Annotated in this window: 13 protein-coding genes and 1 riboswitch; of the genes, 4 read left to right on the forward strand and 9 right to left on the reverse strand. The window is 70.4% G+C overall.

Annotated elements, in window-relative coordinates; all coding sequences use genetic code 11:
- Positions 1 to 43: 43 nt before the first annotated feature.
- From K3A85_RS07360 to K3A85_RS07375, 4 genes are all read right to left on the reverse strand, one after another.
- Positions 44 to 2,902 carry a 2-oxoglutarate dehydrogenase E1 component gene (locus tag K3A85_RS07360; RefSeq protein ID WP_225205823.1) on the reverse strand — a complete coding sequence of 953 codons (2,859 nt, stop codon included), beginning with the start codon at positions 2,900 to 2,902 and terminating at the stop codon, positions 44 to 46.
- A 300-nt stretch (positions 2,903 to 3,202) separates the two neighbouring features.
- On the reverse strand, positions 3,203 to 4,165 hold the full coding sequence (mdh, locus tag K3A85_RS07365) for a malate dehydrogenase (RefSeq protein ID WP_225205824.1): 963 nt from the start codon (positions 4,163 to 4,165) through the stop codon (positions 3,203 to 3,205).
- 297 nt (positions 4,166 to 4,462) lie between these two features.
- Positions 4,463 to 4,792: a hypothetical protein gene (locus K3A85_RS07370; protein WP_225205825.1), complete on the reverse strand. Its 330-nt coding sequence runs from the start codon at positions 4,790 to 4,792 to the stop codon at positions 4,463 to 4,465.
- A 228-nt stretch (positions 4,793 to 5,020) separates the two neighbouring features.
- The gene (locus K3A85_RS07375) at positions 5,021 to 6,247 is read right to left on the reverse strand and encodes a cell wall hydrolase (RefSeq protein ID WP_225205826.1); all 1,227 of its coding nucleotides are present in this window, start codon (positions 6,245 to 6,247) and stop codon (positions 5,021 to 5,023) included.
- A 216-nt stretch (positions 6,248 to 6,463) separates the two neighbouring features.
- A riboswitch (cobalamin riboswitch) is annotated at positions 6,464 to 6,640 on the forward strand.
- A gap of 122 nt (positions 6,641 to 6,762) precedes the next feature.
- On the opposite strand from K3A85_RS07375, the gene K3A85_RS07380 reads away from it, so the two are divergent.
- The 4 genes from K3A85_RS07380 (at position 6,763) to K3A85_RS07395 (ending at position 11,309) form a co-directional block, all read left to right on the forward strand.
- Complete coding sequence (locus tag K3A85_RS07380; protein ID WP_225205827.1) at positions 6,763 to 8,688, forward strand: TonB-dependent receptor plug domain-containing protein; 1,926 nt, start codon at positions 6,763 to 6,765, stop codon at positions 8,686 to 8,688.
- Positions 8,689 to 8,806: 118 nt separating this feature from the next.
- Positions 8,807 to 9,622, forward strand: a complete 816-nt coding sequence (locus K3A85_RS07385) for an ABC transporter substrate-binding protein (RefSeq protein WP_225205828.1) — start codon at positions 8,807 to 8,809, stop codon at positions 9,620 to 9,622.
- A complete protein-coding gene (locus K3A85_RS07390; protein ID WP_225205829.1) occupies positions 9,619 to 10,581 on the forward strand; it encodes a FecCD family ABC transporter permease in 963 nt (320 codons plus the stop codon). Before K3A85_RS07385 ends, K3A85_RS07390 begins: the two co-directional genes overlap by 4 nt.
- A complete protein-coding gene (locus K3A85_RS07395) occupies positions 10,578 to 11,309 on the forward strand; it encodes an ABC transporter ATP-binding protein (protein ID WP_225205830.1) in 732 nt (243 codons plus the stop codon). The genes K3A85_RS07390 and K3A85_RS07395 overlap by 4 nt, the downstream gene beginning before the upstream one ends.
- Before the next feature lie 59 nt (positions 11,310 to 11,368).
- On the opposite strand, the gene K3A85_RS07400 is transcribed toward K3A85_RS07395, so the two are convergent.
- From K3A85_RS07400 to K3A85_RS18125, 5 genes are all read right to left on the reverse strand, one after another.
- A complete protein-coding gene (locus K3A85_RS07400) occupies positions 11,369 to 11,692 on the reverse strand; it encodes a UrcA family protein (protein WP_225205831.1) in 324 nt (107 codons plus the stop codon).
- Between the two features lie 275 nt (positions 11,693 to 11,967).
- The gene (locus K3A85_RS17980; RefSeq protein ID WP_263624627.1) at positions 11,968 to 12,264 is read right to left on the reverse strand and encodes a hypothetical protein; all 297 of its coding nucleotides are present in this window, start codon (positions 12,262 to 12,264) and stop codon (positions 11,968 to 11,970) included.
- A gap of 147 nt (positions 12,265 to 12,411) precedes the next feature.
- Positions 12,412 to 15,093: a calcium-binding protein gene (locus tag K3A85_RS18115; protein WP_318248069.1), complete on the reverse strand. Its 2,682-nt coding sequence runs from the start codon at positions 15,091 to 15,093 to the stop codon at positions 12,412 to 12,414.
- Between the two features lie 319 nt (positions 15,094 to 15,412).
- Positions 15,413 to 16,963, reverse strand: coding sequence for a M10 family metallopeptidase C-terminal domain-containing protein (locus tag K3A85_RS18120; protein WP_318248070.1), 1,551 nt, complete (start codon positions 16,961 to 16,963; stop codon positions 15,413 to 15,415).
- Positions 16,964 to 17,112: 149 nt separating this feature from the next.
- On the reverse strand, positions 17,113 to 19,218 hold the full coding sequence (locus tag K3A85_RS18125; protein WP_318248071.1) for a calcium-binding protein: 2,106 nt from the start codon (positions 19,216 to 19,218) through the stop codon (positions 17,113 to 17,115).
- Positions 19,219 to 19,448 lie beyond the last annotated feature (230 nt).

Below are 19,448 nucleotides of genomic sequence, written 5' to 3' on the forward strand. Positions count from 1 at the left end.
TTGGGGAGAATTCTTCTGATGGATCAGGCGAGCGCTCGAGCCCTTACGCCTTCTGCTTGCGGCGGATCTCGCCACGCACCGAAAGCGAAAGCGCATCGGCCACCAGCGCGGCCTGCTCGGCGGCGTGCCGCTTGGCGAGGCCGGTCGCGGGCGAGGCCGAAGCCGAACGCCCGGCATAGCGGGCGCGCGCGACCTTGGCCTTGGCGGCTTTCAGCGATTCCTCGATCAGCGGTTCGACGAAGAACCACGAACCGTTGTTCTTGGGCTCTTCCTGGCACCACACCACTTCCTCGAGGTTCGGCATGCGCGAGAAGCGCAAGCTCAGCGGCTCGCCGGGGAAGGGGTAGAGCTGTTCGAGGCGGATGATCTGCACGTCCTTGGCTTCCGCGGCATCGCGCGCCTCGATCAGGTCGTAGGCGACCTTGCCGCTGCACAGGATCACCTTGCGCGTGTCCTGGTCCGCCGCGCCGTTGGTGTCGGACAGGATGCGCATGAAGTGCCCCTCGCCGATGAAGTCCTCGCGCACCGACTTCGCCAGCGGGTGGCGCAGCAGGCTCTTGGGCGTCATGATGATCAGCGGCTTGCGGAACGGGCGGTGCATCTGCCGGCGCAGCACGTGGAAGTAGTTGGCCGGGGTGGTGATGTTGCACACCTGCATGTTGTCTTCGGCGCAGAGCTGGAGGTAGCGTTCCAGGCGCGCCGACGAGTGCTCCGGACCCTGGCCCTCGTAGCCGTGCGGCAGCAGCATGACGAGCCCGTTGGCGCGCAGCCACTTCGATTCCGAAGAGGCGATGTACTGGTCGATCATGATCTGCGCGCCGTTGGCGAAGTCGCCGAACTGCGCTTCCCACAGCACCAGCGTCTTGGGGTCGGCGCTGGCGTAGCCGTATTCGAAGCCGAGCACGCCGTATTCGCTCAAGGGGCTGTCGTGCACCTCGAAGCGGCCGTGCGGCAGCGTGGCGAGCGGCACGTACTTGTGCTCGTCGGTCTGGTCGACCCACACCGAATGGCGCTGGCTGAACGTGCCGCGGCCCGAATCCTGGCCCGACAGACGCACGTTGAACCCTTCGGTGACGAGGCTGCCATAGGCGAGCGCTTCGCCCGTCGCCCAGTCGAAGCCGACGCCGCTCGAAAACATCTCGCGCTTGGCGTCGAGCACGCGGCCGAGCGTCTTGTGGATGGTCAGGCCCTCGGGCACCGTCGTCAGCACGCGGCCGAGGCTGTCGAACAGCTTGGCGTCGATCCCGGTCGAAACGTTGCGGCGCGCGGTCACCGGGTCGGCCGGCTTGTTCAGCCCCGACCAGCGCCCGCCGAACCAGTCGGCCTCGTTCGCCTTGTAGCTCTTGGCCGCCTCGAACTCGGTCTCGAGCGTCGCGGTGAAGTGGTCCTCGATCTCGCCCTTGGTGTCCTTGTCGATCACGCCCTGCGCGACGAGGCGCTCGGCATAGAGCGTCGAGACCGCCGGGTGCTGGCGGATCTTCGCGTACATCAGCGGCTGGGTGAAGCCCGGCTCGTCGCCCTCGTTATGGCCGAAGCGGCGATAGCACCACATGTCGACGACGATGTCGCGGCCGAACTTCTGGCGATAGTCGATGGCGAGCTTGCAGGCGAAGGTCACCGCCTCGGGATCGTCGCCGTTGACGTGGATGATCGGCGCCTGGACGCCCTTGGCGACGTCCGAGGGATAGGGCGAGCCGCGGCTGAACTGGGGGCTGGTGGTGAAGCCGATCTGGTTGTTGATGACGAAGTGCAGGCAGCCGCCGGTGTTGTAGCCCTTCACGCCCGAAAAGCCGAAGCACTCCCAGACGATGCCCTGGCCGGCGAAGGCCGCGTCGCCGTGGATCAGCACCGGCAGCACCTGCTTGTGCTTGCCTTCGCCCAGGTCGTCGCGGAACGCCTGCTGCGCGCGGGCCTTGCCCAGCACCACCGGGTCCACCGTCTCGAGGTGGCTGGGGTTGGGCTGCAGGCTCATGTGCACCTTGATTCCGTCGAACTCGCGGTCGGTCGAGGTGCCGAGGTGGTACTTCACGTCGCCCGAACCGCCGACGTCCTCGGGATTGGCGGTGCCGCCCGAGAATTCGTGGAAGATCACGCGGTAGGGCTTGGCCAGCACGTTGGCGAGCACGTTCAACCGCCCGCGGTGGGCCATGCCGTAGATGATCTCGCGCACGCCCAGCTGGCCGCCGTACTTGATCACCGCCTCGAGCGCCGGGATCATCGATTCCCCGCCGTCGAGGCCGAAGCGCTTGGTGCCGACGTACTTCTTGCCGAGGAACTTCTCGTACTGCTCGCCGCGCACCACCGCGGCGAGGATCGCCTTCTTGCCGTTGGGGGTGAAGTCGATCGACTTGTCGCCGCCCTCGATGCGGTCCTGGATGAAGCGGCGCTCCTCCACGTCGGCGATGTGCATGTATTCGAAGCCGACCTTGCCGCAGTAGTTCTTGCGCAGGATCGCCTCGACCTCGCGCACCGTCGCCCAGGTCAGGCCGAGCACGCCGCCCATGAACACCTTGCGGTCGAGATCGGCGGGAAGGAAGCCGTGGAACGCCGGGCTGAGGTCGGCGGGCAGGTCCTGCCGGGCAAGGCCCAGCGGATCGAGATCGGCGGCAAGGTGGCCGCGCACGCGATAGGTGCGCACCAGCAGCATCGCGCGGATCGAATCGTTCGCCGCCTTTTCAAGCGCGGCTTCGTCGAGCGCGCCCGCGCCGCCCGGCGCACCGGCGCCGCCCTTCTTGGCGGCCTTGGCGATTTCCAGCTTCAGCGCCATCGGATCGAGCGCCTGGGTCAGGTCGTCGCCCGCGGCGGCATCCATGATCGGCCAGCGCTTGGACGCCCACGAAGGGCCGGCCTGCGGCGCTTCCTGGAACAGATCGACGTCGAACTCGTGAACTTCCTGGCCCATCGGTCACTCCTGCTGCCCCCGGGGAGGGTGGGGCTTCGGACTTAGCGCGGTCCGCGCCGGGGCCGCGCGGGCCCCGCTCGAACAGCGTCAGGTACTTTCCTGCGGGCGAAGCGTTCCGCCCAATTCGTCAACCATCCGCCCCGCTGCGCGCATGCGCCATAGGGCCTTGGTGCAAAGGCCCGCCGAGCGAGCCTCTAGGTATGATGCCGGAGCGGGTTTTGCGTGGGGTCCGCCCGGCAGAATACGACTGCGCCGGCGCGGCGGGCGAGGGAATCGCCCGCCGCCCCGGCGCGCGTCGGATCAGGCGAGCGTGGGGTCGATGCCCTTGCACGCCACCAGCAGTTCCTTGACCGCGTCGACCGAGACCTGGAGGTTGGCCTTGGCCGCGTCGTCGAGGGCGATCTCGATCACCTTCTCGACGCCGCCCGCGCCGATCACCACCGGCACGCCGACATAGAGGCCGTCGACGCCATAGGCGCCGTCGACGTAAGCCGCGCAGGGCAGGATGCGCTTCTGGTCATTGAGATAGGCTTCCGCCATCGCGATGCCCGAAGCCGCCGGGGCGTAGAACGCCGAGCCGGTCTTGAGCAGGCCGACGATCTCGCCGCCGCCCGAGCGGGTGCGCTGCACGATCGCGTCGATCTTCTCCTGGGTCGAGGCGCCCATCTTGACGAGGTCGGTGACCGGAATGCCCGCGACGGTCGAATATTCGACCACCGGCACCATCGTGTCGCCATGGCCGCCGAGCACGAACGAGTTCACGTCGCGCACCGAAACGCCGAATTCCCAGGCGAGGAAGGTGCTGAAGCGTGCCGAATCGAGCACGCCCGCCATGCCCACGACCTTGTTGGTCGGCAGGCCCGAGAATTCGCGCAGCGCCCAGACCATCGCGTCCAAGGGGTTGGTGATGCAGATCACGAAGGCGTCGGGGGCGTGGGTCTTGATGCCCTCGCCGACCGCCTTCATCACCTTGAGGTTGATGCCGAGCAGGTCGTCGCGGCTCATGCCGGGCTTGCGGGCGACGCCGGCGGTGACGATGATCACGTCGGCGCCCGCGATGTCGGCATAGTCGTTCGAGCCGGTGATCTTGGCGTCGAACCCTTCGACCGGGCCGCACTGCGACAGGTCGAGCGCCTTGCCCTGCGGCACGCCTTCGACGACGTCGAACAGGACGATGTCGCCGAGTTCCTTCTGGGCGGCGAGGTGGGCCAGCGTGCCGCCGATGTTGCCGGCCCCGATCAGGGCGATCTTCTTGCGTGCCATGAGCTTTTCGGTCCTTTCCCGAAACATGCGGGACAAGAGGTCAGGCAACCGCCCGGTCGGCAACCTCCCGCGCCCCGCATGACGGGAAGGTTCGGACGGAACGGAAGGCGCCGTAGGCCGCTCTCCAGGCGAAAGCAACCCGCAAAAAACCCTGATTTCCGGGTTTTTTCGATAACAGTTCGCAATAGCAAGAATGCCGCGCGCCGCGGTGCTCGCCCCGCTTTCCCGCCCGGGCTTCGCGCGCCGTCCGCCGTTGCGGCGCGGCCGTATGCCGGGGGTGCGCGCCGCGGGCGGGCGCTATCCTCCCTGCGCCAGCCGGCGCGAGGCTTCGCGCGCCATGCGCCGGTCGAGCGTGCGGCAGATCTCGAGCCACCACACCACCCCTTCGGCATCGCCGGTCGCCTCGGCGATCTGCGCGGCCTCGCAGGCGCGCTCCGCGGCGCAGATGCCGTGCGCGGCGAACAGGCGCAGCGCCGCGGCCAGCACGCCCTCGGCGTCGAACAGGTCGCTCGCGTCGAGCGGCGCGTTGTCGTTGGCGGGGCGCTCGATCGCGCGGCGGCGCGGGTTGCGGCTGGGACGGACGAGACAGGGCGAGACGATCCCGTAGCGGGGGGCAAAGCGCAGCATGTCACGGTCTCCATCGCCTGTCGCCGTCCCCGGCCCCCGAGGCCCGGGCCGGGGGCCGGGGCGGGGGCGGGTCGGGGTCGGTGTCTTCCTGGGCCGAGCGGTTAGCGCCCCCCGCATGAACAGTCGGTTGGCCCTCACGGTAAAGGAAGCGATAACCCCTCGCTCCGCCCCTCGCGCAGGACGAACCGCGCCCGGCCCATGCCCGGTCCCCGTCCGCTTCCCGCCCGCTCACGCGCCGGGCTTGGCGATCCACTTGCCGGCGTTCTCGTAGGCCGGGTTCACCGCGCCGCCCTGCGGCAGGCCGTCGCCCTTGAACACGGCGTCGCCGCCGCGCTGCTCGATCTCGGGGGCATAGGCCGGCGCGCTCGCGTGCGGCAGCGGCTGCTGCCCGAATGCGGCGGCGCCCGCCGCCGCGGCGGGCGTGGACGGGGCTTGCGCGCGCAGCGCCGCCAGCCGTCCTTCCTCGAACGCGCGTTCGAGCGCGACCGGATCGGCGAAGTCCGCGCCGGTCGGGGTCCAGCTGCGCGGATGCGGCGCCGCCACCGGCTCGCCGCCGGCATAGACCGCGCTGAACGCCGCCGGCTGCCCGGCGCTGCCGCCCCAGCGATAGAACCGGTGCGCGCCGATCGCGCCGATGAAGGCGAGCTTGTCGGCCCAGCCGGGATGCACCGCCCAAGTGTGGTAGTGCGTGGCGAGGCCGACCGGGGCATAGACATAGCCCGCCATCGCCTCGGCCGCGACGCGCCGCGCGCGGTCCCAGAACTGCGCCACCGGCTTGCGCGCCAGCGAGCCGTCGCAGGCGAAGCTGAACTGGCAGCCCGGCCGCTCCGAGCCCTGGTAGACCACGCCGCACACCGTCTTGGGGAAGGCGGGGTGCGCCACGCGGTTGAGGATCACCTGCGCCACCGCGCGCTGCCCGGCGTCGGGCTCGCTCGCCGCTTCGTAGTAGATCGCGGTGGTCAGGCACTGCTGCGCGCGCCAGCGGTCCTCGCTGCTGCCGCGCGCGAACACCGGCCGGGCGATCGCGCCGGCGGGCGAGGCGTCCTCGTCGTCGCGCCGCGCGCGCCACGCCGCCTCGGCGCTGTCGGGGGCGAGCAGGCCCGAATCCTCGGGCGCGATGTAATAGAAGGCCGAGCCCGGAAAGCTCTCGCCCGGGCGCTCGAACGGCTGCAACGGCCCTGCCTGCGCCGCCGCCTCGCGCACGCCCTGCGGATCGCCCCAGCCGAGGCTGCCGAGCACCGCCGCGCCGATGCCGATCGCCGCCACGCCGGCCAGCCGCTGGCGCAGCAGCGAGGGCCGCGCCAGCGCCCGCCGCACCGAAACCGTGTCCTTCTGGCGGATGCGCGCGGCAAAGTCGCGCGGGTGCGGGCCGTCGGCCGGCACGGGCGCCACCCGAGCAGGGCTCGCCGCTTCGGGCGACAGGATCACCGGTCGATAGGCGATCGTCAAAGGCACGCGGCGTCAACCATCATCGCGACAAGCGGCAGGGACCTCCCTCCATCCGGCGCCGACCATAGCGCATTTGCGCGCGCAACGCTGCATCCCGCGCGGCATCGCCGCCATAGCCCGCCGCGCCTGCCTTGTGGTTAACGCCGGCCTTGGCGCGGCGAGCGATGCGTCCGTGCGCCTCTTGCCCGCACGGGCAAACCCCGCTAGTCGCGCCGCCGACGCCATCGGTGCCCCGGAGACGGGGCTAAGAGGGAATCCGGATCTTCGCCCAGCGAAGCCAGCCGGAGCTGCCCCCGCAACTGTGCCCGGCGAGCGGACCGTCCACATGCCACTGGCCCCAGCGCCGGGAAGGCGGACGGCCCCCGCGATGACCCGGGCGAGCCAGGAAACCTGCCGGTGTGCGGTCGTTCCGCGGCCGGGCGGGGTGTACCGGGCGCATGCGTGATCCCGCGCGCCGTTTGGCCCCGCGCAGGCTCCCGCCATGGACGACGCCTCGTCGTTCATGGGCCGGGGGAAATGCCATGCGTTCGTCGTTCATTGCCTTGTCCTGCGCGCTCGCGCTGTCTGCGCAGGTCGCGCACGCCGAAGAGGGCGCGCCCGCGCCCGCGCCCGAGCCGATCACCGTGCTCGCCACCGGCACCGAGACCCGCATCGACCAGACCGGCCAGGCGATCGCGGTGCTCACCGCGCAGGATCTCCAGCGCCTGCAGGGCCCCGACCTCGTCCGCGTCGTCGAGCACCTGCCCGGCGTCGCCTTCGCCCGCACCGGCGGCCCCGGCGGCCAGACCAGCTTGTTCGTGCGCGGCGCCAATTCCGAGCATCTCCTCGTCCTCGTCGACGGCGTGCGGCTCAACGACGTGTCCTCGCCCAAGGGCGCCAACGACTTCGCCACGCTCCAGACCGGCGGGCTCGGCTCGGTCGAGCTGCTGCGCGGGTCGAACTCGGTGATCTGGGGTTCCGAGGCCATCGGCGGCGTGCTCGCGGTCACCTCGCGCGAACTGAACGGCGTCGAGGCGAGCGCCGAAGGCGGCAGCTACGGCAGTTTCTCGGGCAATGCCGTCGCCGGCCTTTCCGGTGCGCGCGCCGCGCTCACCCTCAACGGCGGCTACGAGCGCACCGACGGCGTCTCGGCGGCGCGCGCCGGGACCGAGGCCGACGGCTACGACCAGTGGCGCGTCGGCGGGCGCGGCCGCTTCGAGCTGGTCCCCGGCCTCAGCGTCGTCGCCACCGCGCGCTATGCCCGCAGCCGCAGCGAGATCGACGGCTTCCCGCCGCCGCTATACACCTTCGGCGACACGCTCGAATACCAGGTCACGCGCCAGTTCACCGCGCGCGCCGGCCTGCGCTACCGTTCGAGCGCGCTCGACCTCGATGCCGGCTACGCCTTTTCCGACACCCGCCGCGACACTTACGACGGCGGCGCCGGCGATGCGCTCGAATACGGCTTTGCCGGCCGCAGCCAGCGCGCCGAGCTGACCGGGCGCGTCCGCCTGCCGGCCGATTTCGCGCTCGATTTCGGCGCCGACAGCGAGCGCCAGACGCTGCCGCGCGAAGGCTCGGCCAGCCCGCGCAGCCGCCTCAATAGCGCCCACGCGCTGCTCGGCTGGTACGGCGAGCGCGCGCAGGTCGCGGCCGGCGTGCGCTACGACGACCACAACCAGTACGGCGATGCCTGGACCTTCGGCGCCAACGCCAGCGTCCGCCTGCCCGCCGACCTGCGCCTGCGCGCCAGCTACGGCGAGGGCTTCCGCGCGCCGACGCTGTTCGAACTCTACGACCCCACCTACGGCAACGTCGCCTACCAGCCGCTCGGCCTCGACCCGCTCAAGCCCGAGCGCAGCCGCAGCTACGAGGCCGGGCTCGAATGGGGCAGCCGCGACCGGGTCTTCGCCGCGGTCACCCTGTTCCGCCGCGACACCCGCAGCCTCGTCGAGTTCTTCTCGTGCTTCGGCGAGACCTCGCCCGCCTGCGTCGCGGCCAACGATGCCGGGTTCGGCTTCGGCGGCTTCTACTACAACGCCAGCCGCGCCCGCGCCGAGGGCGTCGAGCTGGAATGGTCCGCGCAGGCCTCGCCGCAGCTTGCGGTGCAGATGAACGCCACGCTGCTGCGCGCGCGCGACCGCAGCACGGATTCGTTCTACGACGGCAAGGACCTGCCGCGCCGGCCCTTCGCCACCGTCACCGGCTCGATCGACTGGACCAGCCCGCTCGAGGGCCTGTCGCTCGGCGCCGACCTGCGCTTCCGTTCGGAGAGCTTTGACAACCGCGCCAACACCGTCAAGCTGCCGGGCGGGATGATCACCGACCTGCGCGCCGCCTATGCCATCGCTCCCGCGTTCGAACTCTACGGGCGCGTCGAGAACGTGTTCGACGCCTACGTGCCGACCGCGGCGACCTACAACACCTGGGGGCGCAGCGTCTTCGCCGGCGTCAGGGTGCGCTATTAAGGCGATCGGCCGCGGCGCGGCGCGCGCGCTCGCCGGGGCGGCGCCGCTGCTCCTGCTCGCGGGGTGCATTCCCGCCAGCCGCGCCGACGCCCCGGCTGCGCCGCGCGCGCATCCCGGCGTGGTCAGCCTCAACCCCTGCACCGATGCGATCCTCGCCGAAGTCGCCGACCGCGACCAGATCCTCGCGATCTCGGCGTGGAGCCGCGATCCCCGCGCGTCGAGCATGGACCCGGGCCTCGCCCGGCGGCTGCCGAGCACGCACGGCACCGTCGAGGAAGTGCTCGCGCTGCGTCCCGACGTGGTGATCGACGGCGCCTTCGTCGCGCCCGCCACCGCCGATGCCTACGCCCGCCTCGGCCTGCGGTTCGAGACCTTCGACATGGCCGCGACGGTCGGGGCCTCGCGCGCGCAGGTGCGCCGGCTCGCCGCGCTGGTCGGCCATCCCGACCGCGGCGAGGCGCTGGTCGCGCGGATGGATTCGGCGCTCGCCGCCGCCGCGCCGCCGCCGGGCGCGCCGCCGGTCCCGGCCGTCGTATGGGAGCCGGGCGGAATCGTGCCGGGCAAGGGGACGCTCGTCTCCGACCTGCTCGTCCGCACCGGCTACAGCAACTTCAGCGCGCTGCGTGGCCTGGGCCAGGCTGACCGCCTGCCGCTCGAACGCATGCTCGCCGACCCGCCGCGGGTGATCCTCGTCGCCGACGCGACAGACCGCGCCACCGCCGACCAGGACCGCGCGCTGTCGCACCCGGCGCTGCGCGCGCTCGCCGGCACCACCCGCGCCGCCTTCGCGCCCAACCTGCTCTATTGCGGCGGCCCAACGATCATCCGTGCCGCCCGCCGCCTCGCCGAAGTCCGCAACCAGATCCTCCCCCAACGGGGGAGGGGGACCGCCGCAGGCGGTGGAGGGGTAATGCAGCCCGTCCACGCCCGATGACCCGCCCTGCCACCCTTCTCGCCGGCCTCCTGCTCCTCGCGCTGCCGCTCTCGTTGCTGGCAGGCCAGGTGTGGATCGATCCGTTCGGGCCCCCGGTGCGCAATGCCGTGCCGATCCTGATGGAACTGCGCGCGCCGCGTGCGGTGCTCGCGCTGCTGGTCGGCGGCGGCCTCGGCGCCGCCGGCGCCGCGATGCAGGGCTACTTGCGCAATCCGCTCGCCGATCCGGGGCTGTTCGGCGTCGCGCCGATGGCGGCATTGGGCGCGGTGCTGTCGTTTTATACCGGCTATGCGGTCCAGCCTTTCGCGCTGCCCGTCTTCGCGCTCGCCGGCGGCGCGCTCGCCATGGGGTTGCTCGCGCTGATCGCCGGGCGCGGCGCGGGGATCGCGCTGTTCACGCTCGCCGGCATGATGATCGCAAGCCTCGCCGGCGCGCTGACCAGCCTCGCCATCAGCCTCTCGCCCAACCCCTTCGCGCTGTCCGAGATCGTCACCTGGCTGATGGGCGCGCTCGCCGATCGCGGCTGGCGCGATGTCGCGTTGGCCGCGCCGCCGACGCTTCTCGGCCTCGCGCTGCTCGCGCGCACCGGGCGCAGCCTCGATGCGCTGACGCTGGGCGAGGCGGCGGCGCGCTCGCTCGGGGTCGATCCGGTGCGGCTGCAATGGCTGCTGGCGGCAGGGGTCGGCTGCCTCGTCGGCGCCGGCGTCGCGGTCGCCGGGATCATCGGCTTCGTCGGGCTGATCGTGCCGCACATGGTGCGCCCGTTCACCGACGGCCGCCCGTCGGCGCTGCTGCTGCCGAGCGCGCTGGCCGGCGCGCTGCTGCTGCTGCTCGCCGATTGCCTGTGCCGGCTGGTCCCGCTGCCCGGCGGCGAGCTGCGCCTCGGCATCGCGCTCAGCCTCGCCGGCGCGCCCTTCTTCCTCCACCTGCTGCTGCGCTTGCGGCGCGAGGTCGCATGAGCACGCTGCTCGCCCGCAACCTGATCGTCGACGGACGGCTCGAAGGCGTGTCCCTCGCGCTCGCGCCGGGCACCGTCACCGCCATCGTCGGGCCCAACGGCGCGGGCAAGTCCACCCTGCTGGCGGCGCTCGCCGGGCTCGTCCCCGGCGCCGTCAGCCTCGGGTCCGATGCGTTGCGTGCGCTCCCCCCACGTCGGCGGGCGCAGCGCATCGGTTACCTGCCGCAGTCGGGCGAAGTCGCCTGGAACCTCTCGGTGCGCACGCTCGCCGCGCTCGGCCGCCTGCCGCACGATGCCGGCGCTGCCGACGACGCGCGCGCGATCGACGCCGCGCTGCGCCAGCTCGATCTTGCCGCGCTTGCCGAGCGCCCCGTCGCGCAGCTTTCGGGCGGCGAGCGCGCCCGCGCGCTGCTTGCGCGCGTGCTCGCGGGCGAGCCCGACTGGGTGCTCGCCGACGAACCGCTCGCCGCGCTCGACCTTTCGCACCAGCAGGTGCTGCTCGCGCAGCTGCGCGCGCTGGCGGGCGCGGGCCGCGGCGTCGTGCTGGTGCTCCACGACCTCGCGCTGGCGATGAACCACGCCGACCGCGTCGCGGTGCTCGATCGCGGCCGCCTCGTCGCCGAAGGCGCGCCTGCCGCCGTGCTCACCCCTGCGCTGATCGCGCAGGTCTGGGGCGTCGCCGCGCGCTGGCTCGGCGAGCCGGGCGCGCGCGCGCTCGCGCTCGGCTGATGCGAAAAGGCCCGCCGGACCGTTGCGTCCGGCGGGCCTCTCCAAGCGGCTTCCCCGCCTCAGCGCGCGGCCATGCGCGTCGCGTTGGCGGCGATGGCGAAGCGGCGCGCGTCGCTCGCGCCGCCGATCGCGCGGCGCTGGCACGCCTTGACCGCGCGACGCAGCGCCAGCTCGGCGCCGTCGGCGCTGCCGCAGACCGCCACGGCGGCGCGGGCGATGCGGCGGTCGAGCGTGGCGACGCCGCGCCCGCTGGCAAGGTTGAGGTCGTCGTAGCGGACGTCGAGCCTCTGCACGGGGGCGAGGGCGTCGTCGCGCGCCTGCGCGAGCGGAGCGAAAGCGGTGGTGGCGAGCGCCATCGCCGCGAAAACTGCGGTGCGAACCATACGATAATCTCCTGGGAACTGGGGGTGTCGAGTAGTTATCGCGATCCCGCCCGCGCAATGCTCGCAGTTTAATACAATGTAAAGGATTCGTTTTGCGTATTTATTTGGATTAAATGCAACAAACGCTTGCGTGAAACTAATTCGGTTTCAACTGGAATCATTATTTGTTGCAGGGTTACATTCGCGTTTCGTAAGATGACTTCAATACGACAACGCCCCGCCGCGAATTCGCGACGGGGCGTCCTGGTCGTGCGGTAAAGGGAAGCGGGGGCGCTTCAGCCGCGCCGGTCGAGCGCGGCGGCGAAATCGATCGCGAACCGCTCGGCGAAATGATCGCGCTCGGCCAGCGGGATCGCCGGTCGCGCCGCCGCCGGGCCGTGCGGACCGGCGCCGAACAGGTGCGCTGCCGGCGGCTCGCGGTGCGGGTCGGCAAGCAGGGCGGGAGCGGGGGCGGGGACAGGTACGGGTACGGGAGCGGGCGATGCGCTCCCTGGCGCGGGCGTCGCGCAAGGGATCGGCGCAGCCGCCCGCGTCGGGGCGATCCGCCATTCGAAGTCGCGCAGCTCGGTCACGGGCAAACTATCCAATCTTACGATATATGCCAATCCTTCCATTGGGTTAGCACGTATTGCCCCTCAGCGCTTGTATCGGAACGACATGGATGGGAAATTTTTGGTTACCGTCGCCGCCTGCCCGCCACTTGCGCGCCACCGGCCCCGTCACAGCACGAAGTCGGCCGCGACGAGGTCCACCGTGCCGTTCAGCCGGATCACCAGGTCGGCCACGCCGTCGCCGGTCATCTCGCCCTCGATCCAGGTCGAGCCGCCCTCGTGGACCACGTGGAGCTGCCCGGCGCGGGTGAACGCCGCCGTGCCGATGAAGCTGAAGGTCTGGTTGCCGTCGGTCATCGCCCGCGCGTCGATCAGCGACAGGTCGATGCGGTCGCCCTGCGCGTGGCTGAAGTCGGCGATGCGGTCGGCGCCGGCGCGCGTCGCGCCGGTCTCGCGGTTGCCGAACACGAAGCGGTCCGCGCCCGTCCCGCCGATCAGCGTGTCGAGCCCGGCGCCGCCGCGCAGGGTGTCGGCGCCCGCCTCGCCGCGCAGCGTGTCGCCACCGGCATCGCCGAACAGCACGTCGTCGCCGTCCCCGCCGTTCAGCACGTCCGCCGCATCGCCGCCGCGCAGCGTGTCGTTGCCGGCATCGCCGCGCAGCAGGTCGGCCCCGTCGCCGCCGCTGATCGCATCGTCGCCGTTGCCGCCCTCGAGCGTGTCCCTGCCGGCCAGGCCCTTGATCGTGTCGTTGCCGGCAAAGCCCACGATCGTGTCGTCGTTGACCGTGCCGGTCAGCGTTTCGCCCGCACCGGTGCCGAAATAGACCCACGAGAACGACGGCGCATAACCGCCGAAGTTGTCCGCGGTCAGCACCGCCGGGAACAGCCCTTCGAGCCGCGCCACGGTCTGGAAGGCGAAGTCGTTGCCGGCAAGGCCGTCGCGGTCGATCTGGATCAGCGTGTCCGTGCCCTCGGCCACCAGCCGCAGATGGCCGTCGCCGAAGGGGTTGGCGAGCGGGGCGAGGCCGGTCATCCGCGCGATCAGGTCGTCGAGCGCGAACACGTCGCCGCCCGCGCCCGCGGCGAAGTCGGTCACCGTCACCTGCGTCCGGCCCAGGCCCGCGCCGCCGAGCCGGATCGTGTCGCTGCCATCGCCCAGCGTATAGGTCTGCACGCCGCCGCGGCCCAGCGTCGAGACCACCGTGTCCTGGCTCGCCCCGCCGATCACCACCGCGTTGTCGACCGCCAGCACCACCTTCGCGCCGTTGCCGACGTAGGCGTTGTTCGCCTCGTCGTCGGTCTCGACATGGACCAGCCCGTCCGCCCCGGCGCTGCCGCTGACGGTGATCGTGTCGTAGTCCTTGCCGCCGCGGACCTGCAGCACGTTGCCGGTCTTGAGCACGAGCGTCGCCGTGTCGGCCCCGTCGCCGAGGTCGATCTCGTCGCTGCCGCCCGCATCCGCGCCGCTGTCAGCCACCGTGTCGGCGCCGCTCCCGGCAAGGATCACGTCGTCGCCGGCGCCGCCCGACAGCACGTCGTCGCCCGCGCCGCCCTCGATGTGGTCGGCCCCGCCGCGCCCTTCGATGCGGTTGCCGTTGGCGTCGCCGAAGAAACTGTCGGCCTTGCCCGATCCGATCAGCAGCTCGACGTTGTCGAGCCGGTCGCCGCCGCTGATCTCGGCGCCGAACGCGGCCCGGGCGCCGAAGCTCTCGCCGGCATAGCTCACCGTGTCGAAGCCGTCGCCGCCATCGACCCGGCCGCCGCCGCTGCCCGGGCGCAGCGTGTCGTCGCCGCCCAGGCCGAGCAGCACGTCGGCCCCGGCGCCGCCCGCCAGCACGTTGGCCGCGGCATTGCCGGTGATGCGGTTGGAGCTGCCGTTGCCGGTGCCTTCGATGGCATTGGTCCCGGTCAGCTCGAGGTTCTCGACATAGGCGGTCAGCGCATAGCTGATCCCGGCGCGGACCGTGTCGGTGCCTTCGCCCGCCGCTTCCACCACCGTCGTGCCGGCGAAGTTGACGTTGTAGGTGTCGTTGCCCGCGCCGCCGATGAAGCTGTCGCCCGGGCCGTTGCCGTAGAACCGGTCGTTGCCGCCCAGCCCCTTGAGCACGTTGACCGAACTGTTGCCGACGATGAGGTTGTCGAGCTCGTTGCCGGTGCCGTCGATCGCGCCGCCGGCGGTCAGCAGGAACAGGTCCTCGACATTGGCGCCCAGCGTATAGCTGATCGTCGCGCCCACCGCGTCGCGGCCTTCGCCGGCGTTCTCGCGCACCTGGTCGCCCGCCTGTTCGACGATGAAGCTGTCGTCGCCCGCGCCGCCGACCATGATGTCGTTGCCGCTGCCGCCGTCGATCAGGTCGTCGCCCGCGCCGCCGTCGAGGTAGTCGACCCCGCCCGCGCCCCTGATCGTGTCGTCGCCGGCAAAGCCGTAGACCCGGTCCGCGGCGTCGGACAGCTCGATCGTGTCGTTGCCCGAGAACGCCGCCGCGAGCAGCGCCTTGTCGTCGGCGCTCGACTGGCTCTGCAGCGCCGATTGCAGCGCGCGCGCCGAAACGCTGACGTTCTCGATGGTGTAGAGCGTGACCCCGTTCTGCTGTTCGAGCAGCCCGGTGATCGTGCCGCCGGTCAGCCCGCTGCTGCTGGCGGTCAGCCCGGTGCCGCCGACCTGGATCTCGCCGTCGTCGCCGCCCTGGCTCGCCGAGATGTAGGCGACGTCGGGATAGGTGATGCCATAGACGGTGTAGTACGCGCCCTGCTGCAGGTCCGCATCGGTCTGGTTGCGCCAGAACCAGTTGAGGTCGAGGTTGTCGAAGTCGATCGGAACGTTGTTGGTGCGGACGGTGAAAGTGGCCATGGTCGCTAGGGTCCCCGGGAAGGTGCAGGCATCGCCGCCGACGCGCGCGCTGCGGCGGTGGCATCGGGACGGCGACGGGCTATGCGACCTTGGTCCCCGGCGTCGCCACGCGCGGGCCACCGCTTGGCCGAGGGGGGAAGGGAGGAGAAGACGGCGCGCCGCCCGTGCGCGCCTTGCGCCAGCGGTGCCTGCGATCTCTCCCCTGCGCCCTCGCGGCGCGGACTTATCATCCTGATCTGCGGGATTAATTTCCTGCTGACAAGGGCTTCGGCCCGATCCGGCGCATTTGCCAGGGCCCTAAACTCCATGAGTTTACGGCCTAGAGCACGAAATCCGACCCCAGCAGCGTCACTGCCCCGTCCAGCCGGATCGCGAAGTCGGCAAGGCCGTCGCCGTTGACGTCGCCCTCGACATAGGTGTTGCCGCCGTCGAGCACCGCGTGGAGTTGCCCTGCGACCTTGCCGAACGCGCCCGCGCCGATGAAGGCGAAGGCCTGATTGCCCGCGAGCGTCGCATTGGCGTCGATCGCGGAAAGGTCGATGCGGTCGCCCTGGGCATGGGCGAAGTCGGTGATGCGGTCGGCGCCGGTGTGCAGCTTGCCGGTCTCGCCGCCTGCGAAGACGAAGCGGTCCGCGCCGGTCCCGCCGGTCAGCACGTCGCGCCCGCTGCCGCCGCGCAAAGTGTCGTCGCCGCCGCCGCCGATTAGCTTGTCGGCGCCGCTGCCGCCGTTCAGCGTGTCGTTGCCGGCAAGGCCCGAGAGCGTGTCCGCGCCCGCGCCGCCGCTCAGCACGTTGGCCGCGCCGTTGCCGCCGATCTGGTCGTTGCCCGAACCGCCGATCGCGTTCTCGATCGTCACGTCCAGCGCGATCGCGACATTGTCCTTGAACTCGAACGCGGTGATCCCCGACTGGCGGATCACCGGGAGCACGCTGGTATCGACCCAGTCGGCGAACTGGTGCCACACGTCGAGCCGCTGGGCATAGGCGAAGTCGCTCTCGCCCGCCTGCTGCACCGGTTTCTGCGCGGCCACCTGGTCGGCGATCGTCAGCACGCCGATGTCGCTGTAGGCGCCGGCGCGCAAGTCGATGTTGCAGCGGCGGGTGAAGGCTGAACAGTCGAAGGTGTCGGTGCCGCCGGCGTCCCAGATCGTCTCGACCTGCGCCTGCCCCTGCACGAAGCTGTAGACCGTGTCGCCCTTGCGCGTGGTCGTGTCCTTGCCATAGATCGCCTGCGCCGCGGCGATGTCGAGCACCATCGGGGTCACCGCCGAGACGATCGCGAAGTCGGTCGAGAACGCCCCGTCGGCGAGCGTCACCGTCACCGCCTGGGCGAAGTGGTTGTAGCTCATCACCGTGTAGAGCGCATCGTCCAGCCCCTGCGGCAGCGGCGTGCCCTCGAACGGGTGCTTCAGGCCCAGCGTGTGGCCGATCTCGTGGATCAGCACCTCGAAGTCGTAGCTGCCCGGCGCCATCGTCGCCGCCTTGCTCTCGTCGTCGATCCAGATGTCGCCGGTCGAGCTGCCCGGCGCGCCGGGGAAGCCCTGGTAGGCATAGCCCGCCACGCCCGCGTCGGCGATCGTGGTGAAGGCGACGCGGATTTCCCCGCGCGACGAGGCGTTGTCGGCCACTTGCGTGAAGTTCGCCGCGACGACCTCGTCCCACGCCGCGATCGCCTTGCCGAAATTGGCGGCTTGCGTCGCGTTGAACGTCGCATAGCCGGTGAACGGCTCGGACCCGGCGGGATAGTCGTCGCCCGGCCAGGTCGAGCCGGCGCCCGGCACCGACCAGGTCCGCTGGCTCGCGCCCAGCGATATCCCCGCCTCGCGCAAGCCCGCCGAAATCTGCGCCGTGGTCGCCGTGATCAGTTGCATGTGGTCCCTCTCGTCCCCGCCCGCGCCCCGCCGGGCAAAGCGTGCGTCCGCATCCGCGATGCCGCACAAGAGTAAACGAATCCCGCCCACCCGCCAGTGCGCAAGCGCATAGGCGGGGGAAGGGGGGGGGAGCTAGGGGGAAGGCGGGATCAGAGCACGAAGTCGGCGGCCACCAGCGTCACCGCGCCGTCCAGCCGGATCACCAGGTCGGCAACCGTATCGCCGTTGGTGTTCATTTCGACGTAGGTATTGCCGTCCGCCTGGACCACTCGCACCTGGCTTGCCGCAGTGAAGGCGTCCGAAACCAGCGTGAACGTCTGGTCACCGAACGTCGCTCCATCGGCATCGATCAGCGAGATGTCGATCCGATCGCCTTCAGCATGGCTGAAGTCGGCGATCCGGTCCGCGCTGGCACGGGTGGTGCCGCAGTCGGCCGCGATGAACAGGAAGGTATCCGCGCCGGTCGCACCGGTCAGCATGTCCTGGCCTGCGCCGCCGATCAGGAGGTCATTGCCATCGCCCCCATTCAGCGTGTCGTTGTCGCTGCCGCCCTCGAGCCGGTCGTTTCCGGCAGCGCCGCTCAGGCTGTCGGCGCCCGCACCGCCGACAATGACATCTGCTCCGCCGCCGCCATCGATCCGATCGTTCCCCGCCCCGCCATCGACCTCATCGTCTCCGCCCCGCGCATAGGCAACGTCGTTTCCTCCCCAGAGCTGGATCGTGTTGGCGGATTCGGTTGCCCAGACAGTATCGGCGCCGTCGCCTGCGAAGATGTCGACGTAGTTCGCCTTCGCGCCGCGCAGGTCGAGCGTCGCAGCCCCGCCGGCCAGCTGGAAGTCCGTGCCGCTTGCGATCGTCGCGGTCGGTGCGACCAGGCCCCCGTCGGCGAGAACGTATGTCGCCTGCGGCAGATTGGCGAAACTGCCCAGTTGCGCCGCGGTCAGCCGGATGAACGATGGGTAGAGGCTCGTCAGCGCCTCTACCGAGACCAGCTTGATGAGCGAAAGGTCGGTCTGGCCCGGGCTGTCCAATGCAAGCGTATCGTATCCGGCTCCGCCATCGACCAGCTCGCCCGAAACCGCGTCATCGCTGCCGATGATGATCGTGTCGTTGCCGCCGCCGCCGTAGACTTGGTCGAGACCGAACCCGCCGACGAGCGTCTCGTTGCCGCTTCCACCCCGCAGGAGGTCGGCGCCGAAGCCTCCCGACAGCGTGCTGTCTGCGCTGCCACCACGGATCGTGTCATTCCCCTGCGCACCAAAAATGGCGACCGCGCCCGTTACCGAACTGGCGTCGACCACGTTGTTCACCGCCGCCAGCTGCAGCGAGAAATTCTCGAATGCCTTGCCTTTCAGCGAGATCGTGCCGCCACTGGTCAGCACAAAACTCCCCGACAGGAACTGGAATTGGTGGAATTGGCCGAGCGTCAGCGTAGCCAGCGAAAATTCGGGCAACGCAATCCGCTCGAGCCCGGCCAGCGTCAGTTTGCTCAGGTCGATGAGTCCGGCCTCGGCAACTTCCAGCGTGTCGATCCCGGAGCCGCCGTCGAGCAGCGCTCCGGCCGTAGCGTAGTTGTGGACGACGAGGGTATCGTCTCCGGTACCGCCGTAGACCTTGTCGAGTCCTACGTTTCCGTCGAGCCTGTCGTTGCCGGCATAGCCCCGGATCGTGTCGTTGCCACCTCCGCCGACGATGGTGTCGTTGAAGGCGCTGCCCAGCACGACGTCCGCGCCGATATTGCCGGCGATGACAAGTCCGGTGTCGGCAAGCGAGCCGTCGAACCGCGTCGCGGCGCGCGCCAGATGGAACTGGCCTTGTCCCTGGCTTCCTTCGAAATGGAACGTGCCGCCACCCGACAGCCAGATTTCTCCGCTGATTGCAGCAAGCGGAGCCAGCTGGTCTGCCTTGATCAGTCCGCCGTTGTTGAGTCCGAAATCGATCGCTTCGATGGATGTGAGCTTCGTGTACGTGATTTCTGCGCGCGGCGCATAGATGCTGCCGAAATCGACCCGAAGCGTATCATATCCTGAACCGCCATCGACGGCATCGCCCGCGGCGATGTCTTCCGACTTCGTCAGCAGGATGATGTCGTCGCCTGCTCCGCCATAGACAGCATCCACGCCTTCGCCCCCGGCGAGCGTGTCGGCGCCATCGCCGCCGCGTAAGATATCGTCACCGGCAAGGCCGTTGATGCGATCGCTTGCGGAACCTCCAATCAGCTTGTCATTGCCCGTTGTGCCATTGATTAATGCCAAGATAAGCCCCCTGCTTTCATTTTATTGTCGCCCGTCCGTGTAGCAGGCGCAGTTCGTGTTATTGTCCGACAAAAGATCAATAACTCGCGCTATGCATACCGCGATTGGTCATGCCTGGTTGGAAAAAATTGCTCCACGCTATCACCGCGCGTGCCGCGGCGCGTTTTCCGGTCGATCAGAAGGCCGAGTCCCTGAAGGGCGGCGGCTAATTGGCGGTATCGCGCAGGCCC

The organism is Novosphingobium huizhouense (assembly GCF_020179475.1).
Taxonomy (GTDB): Bacteria; Pseudomonadota; Alphaproteobacteria; order Sphingomonadales; family Sphingomonadaceae; genus Novosphingobium; species Novosphingobium huizhouense.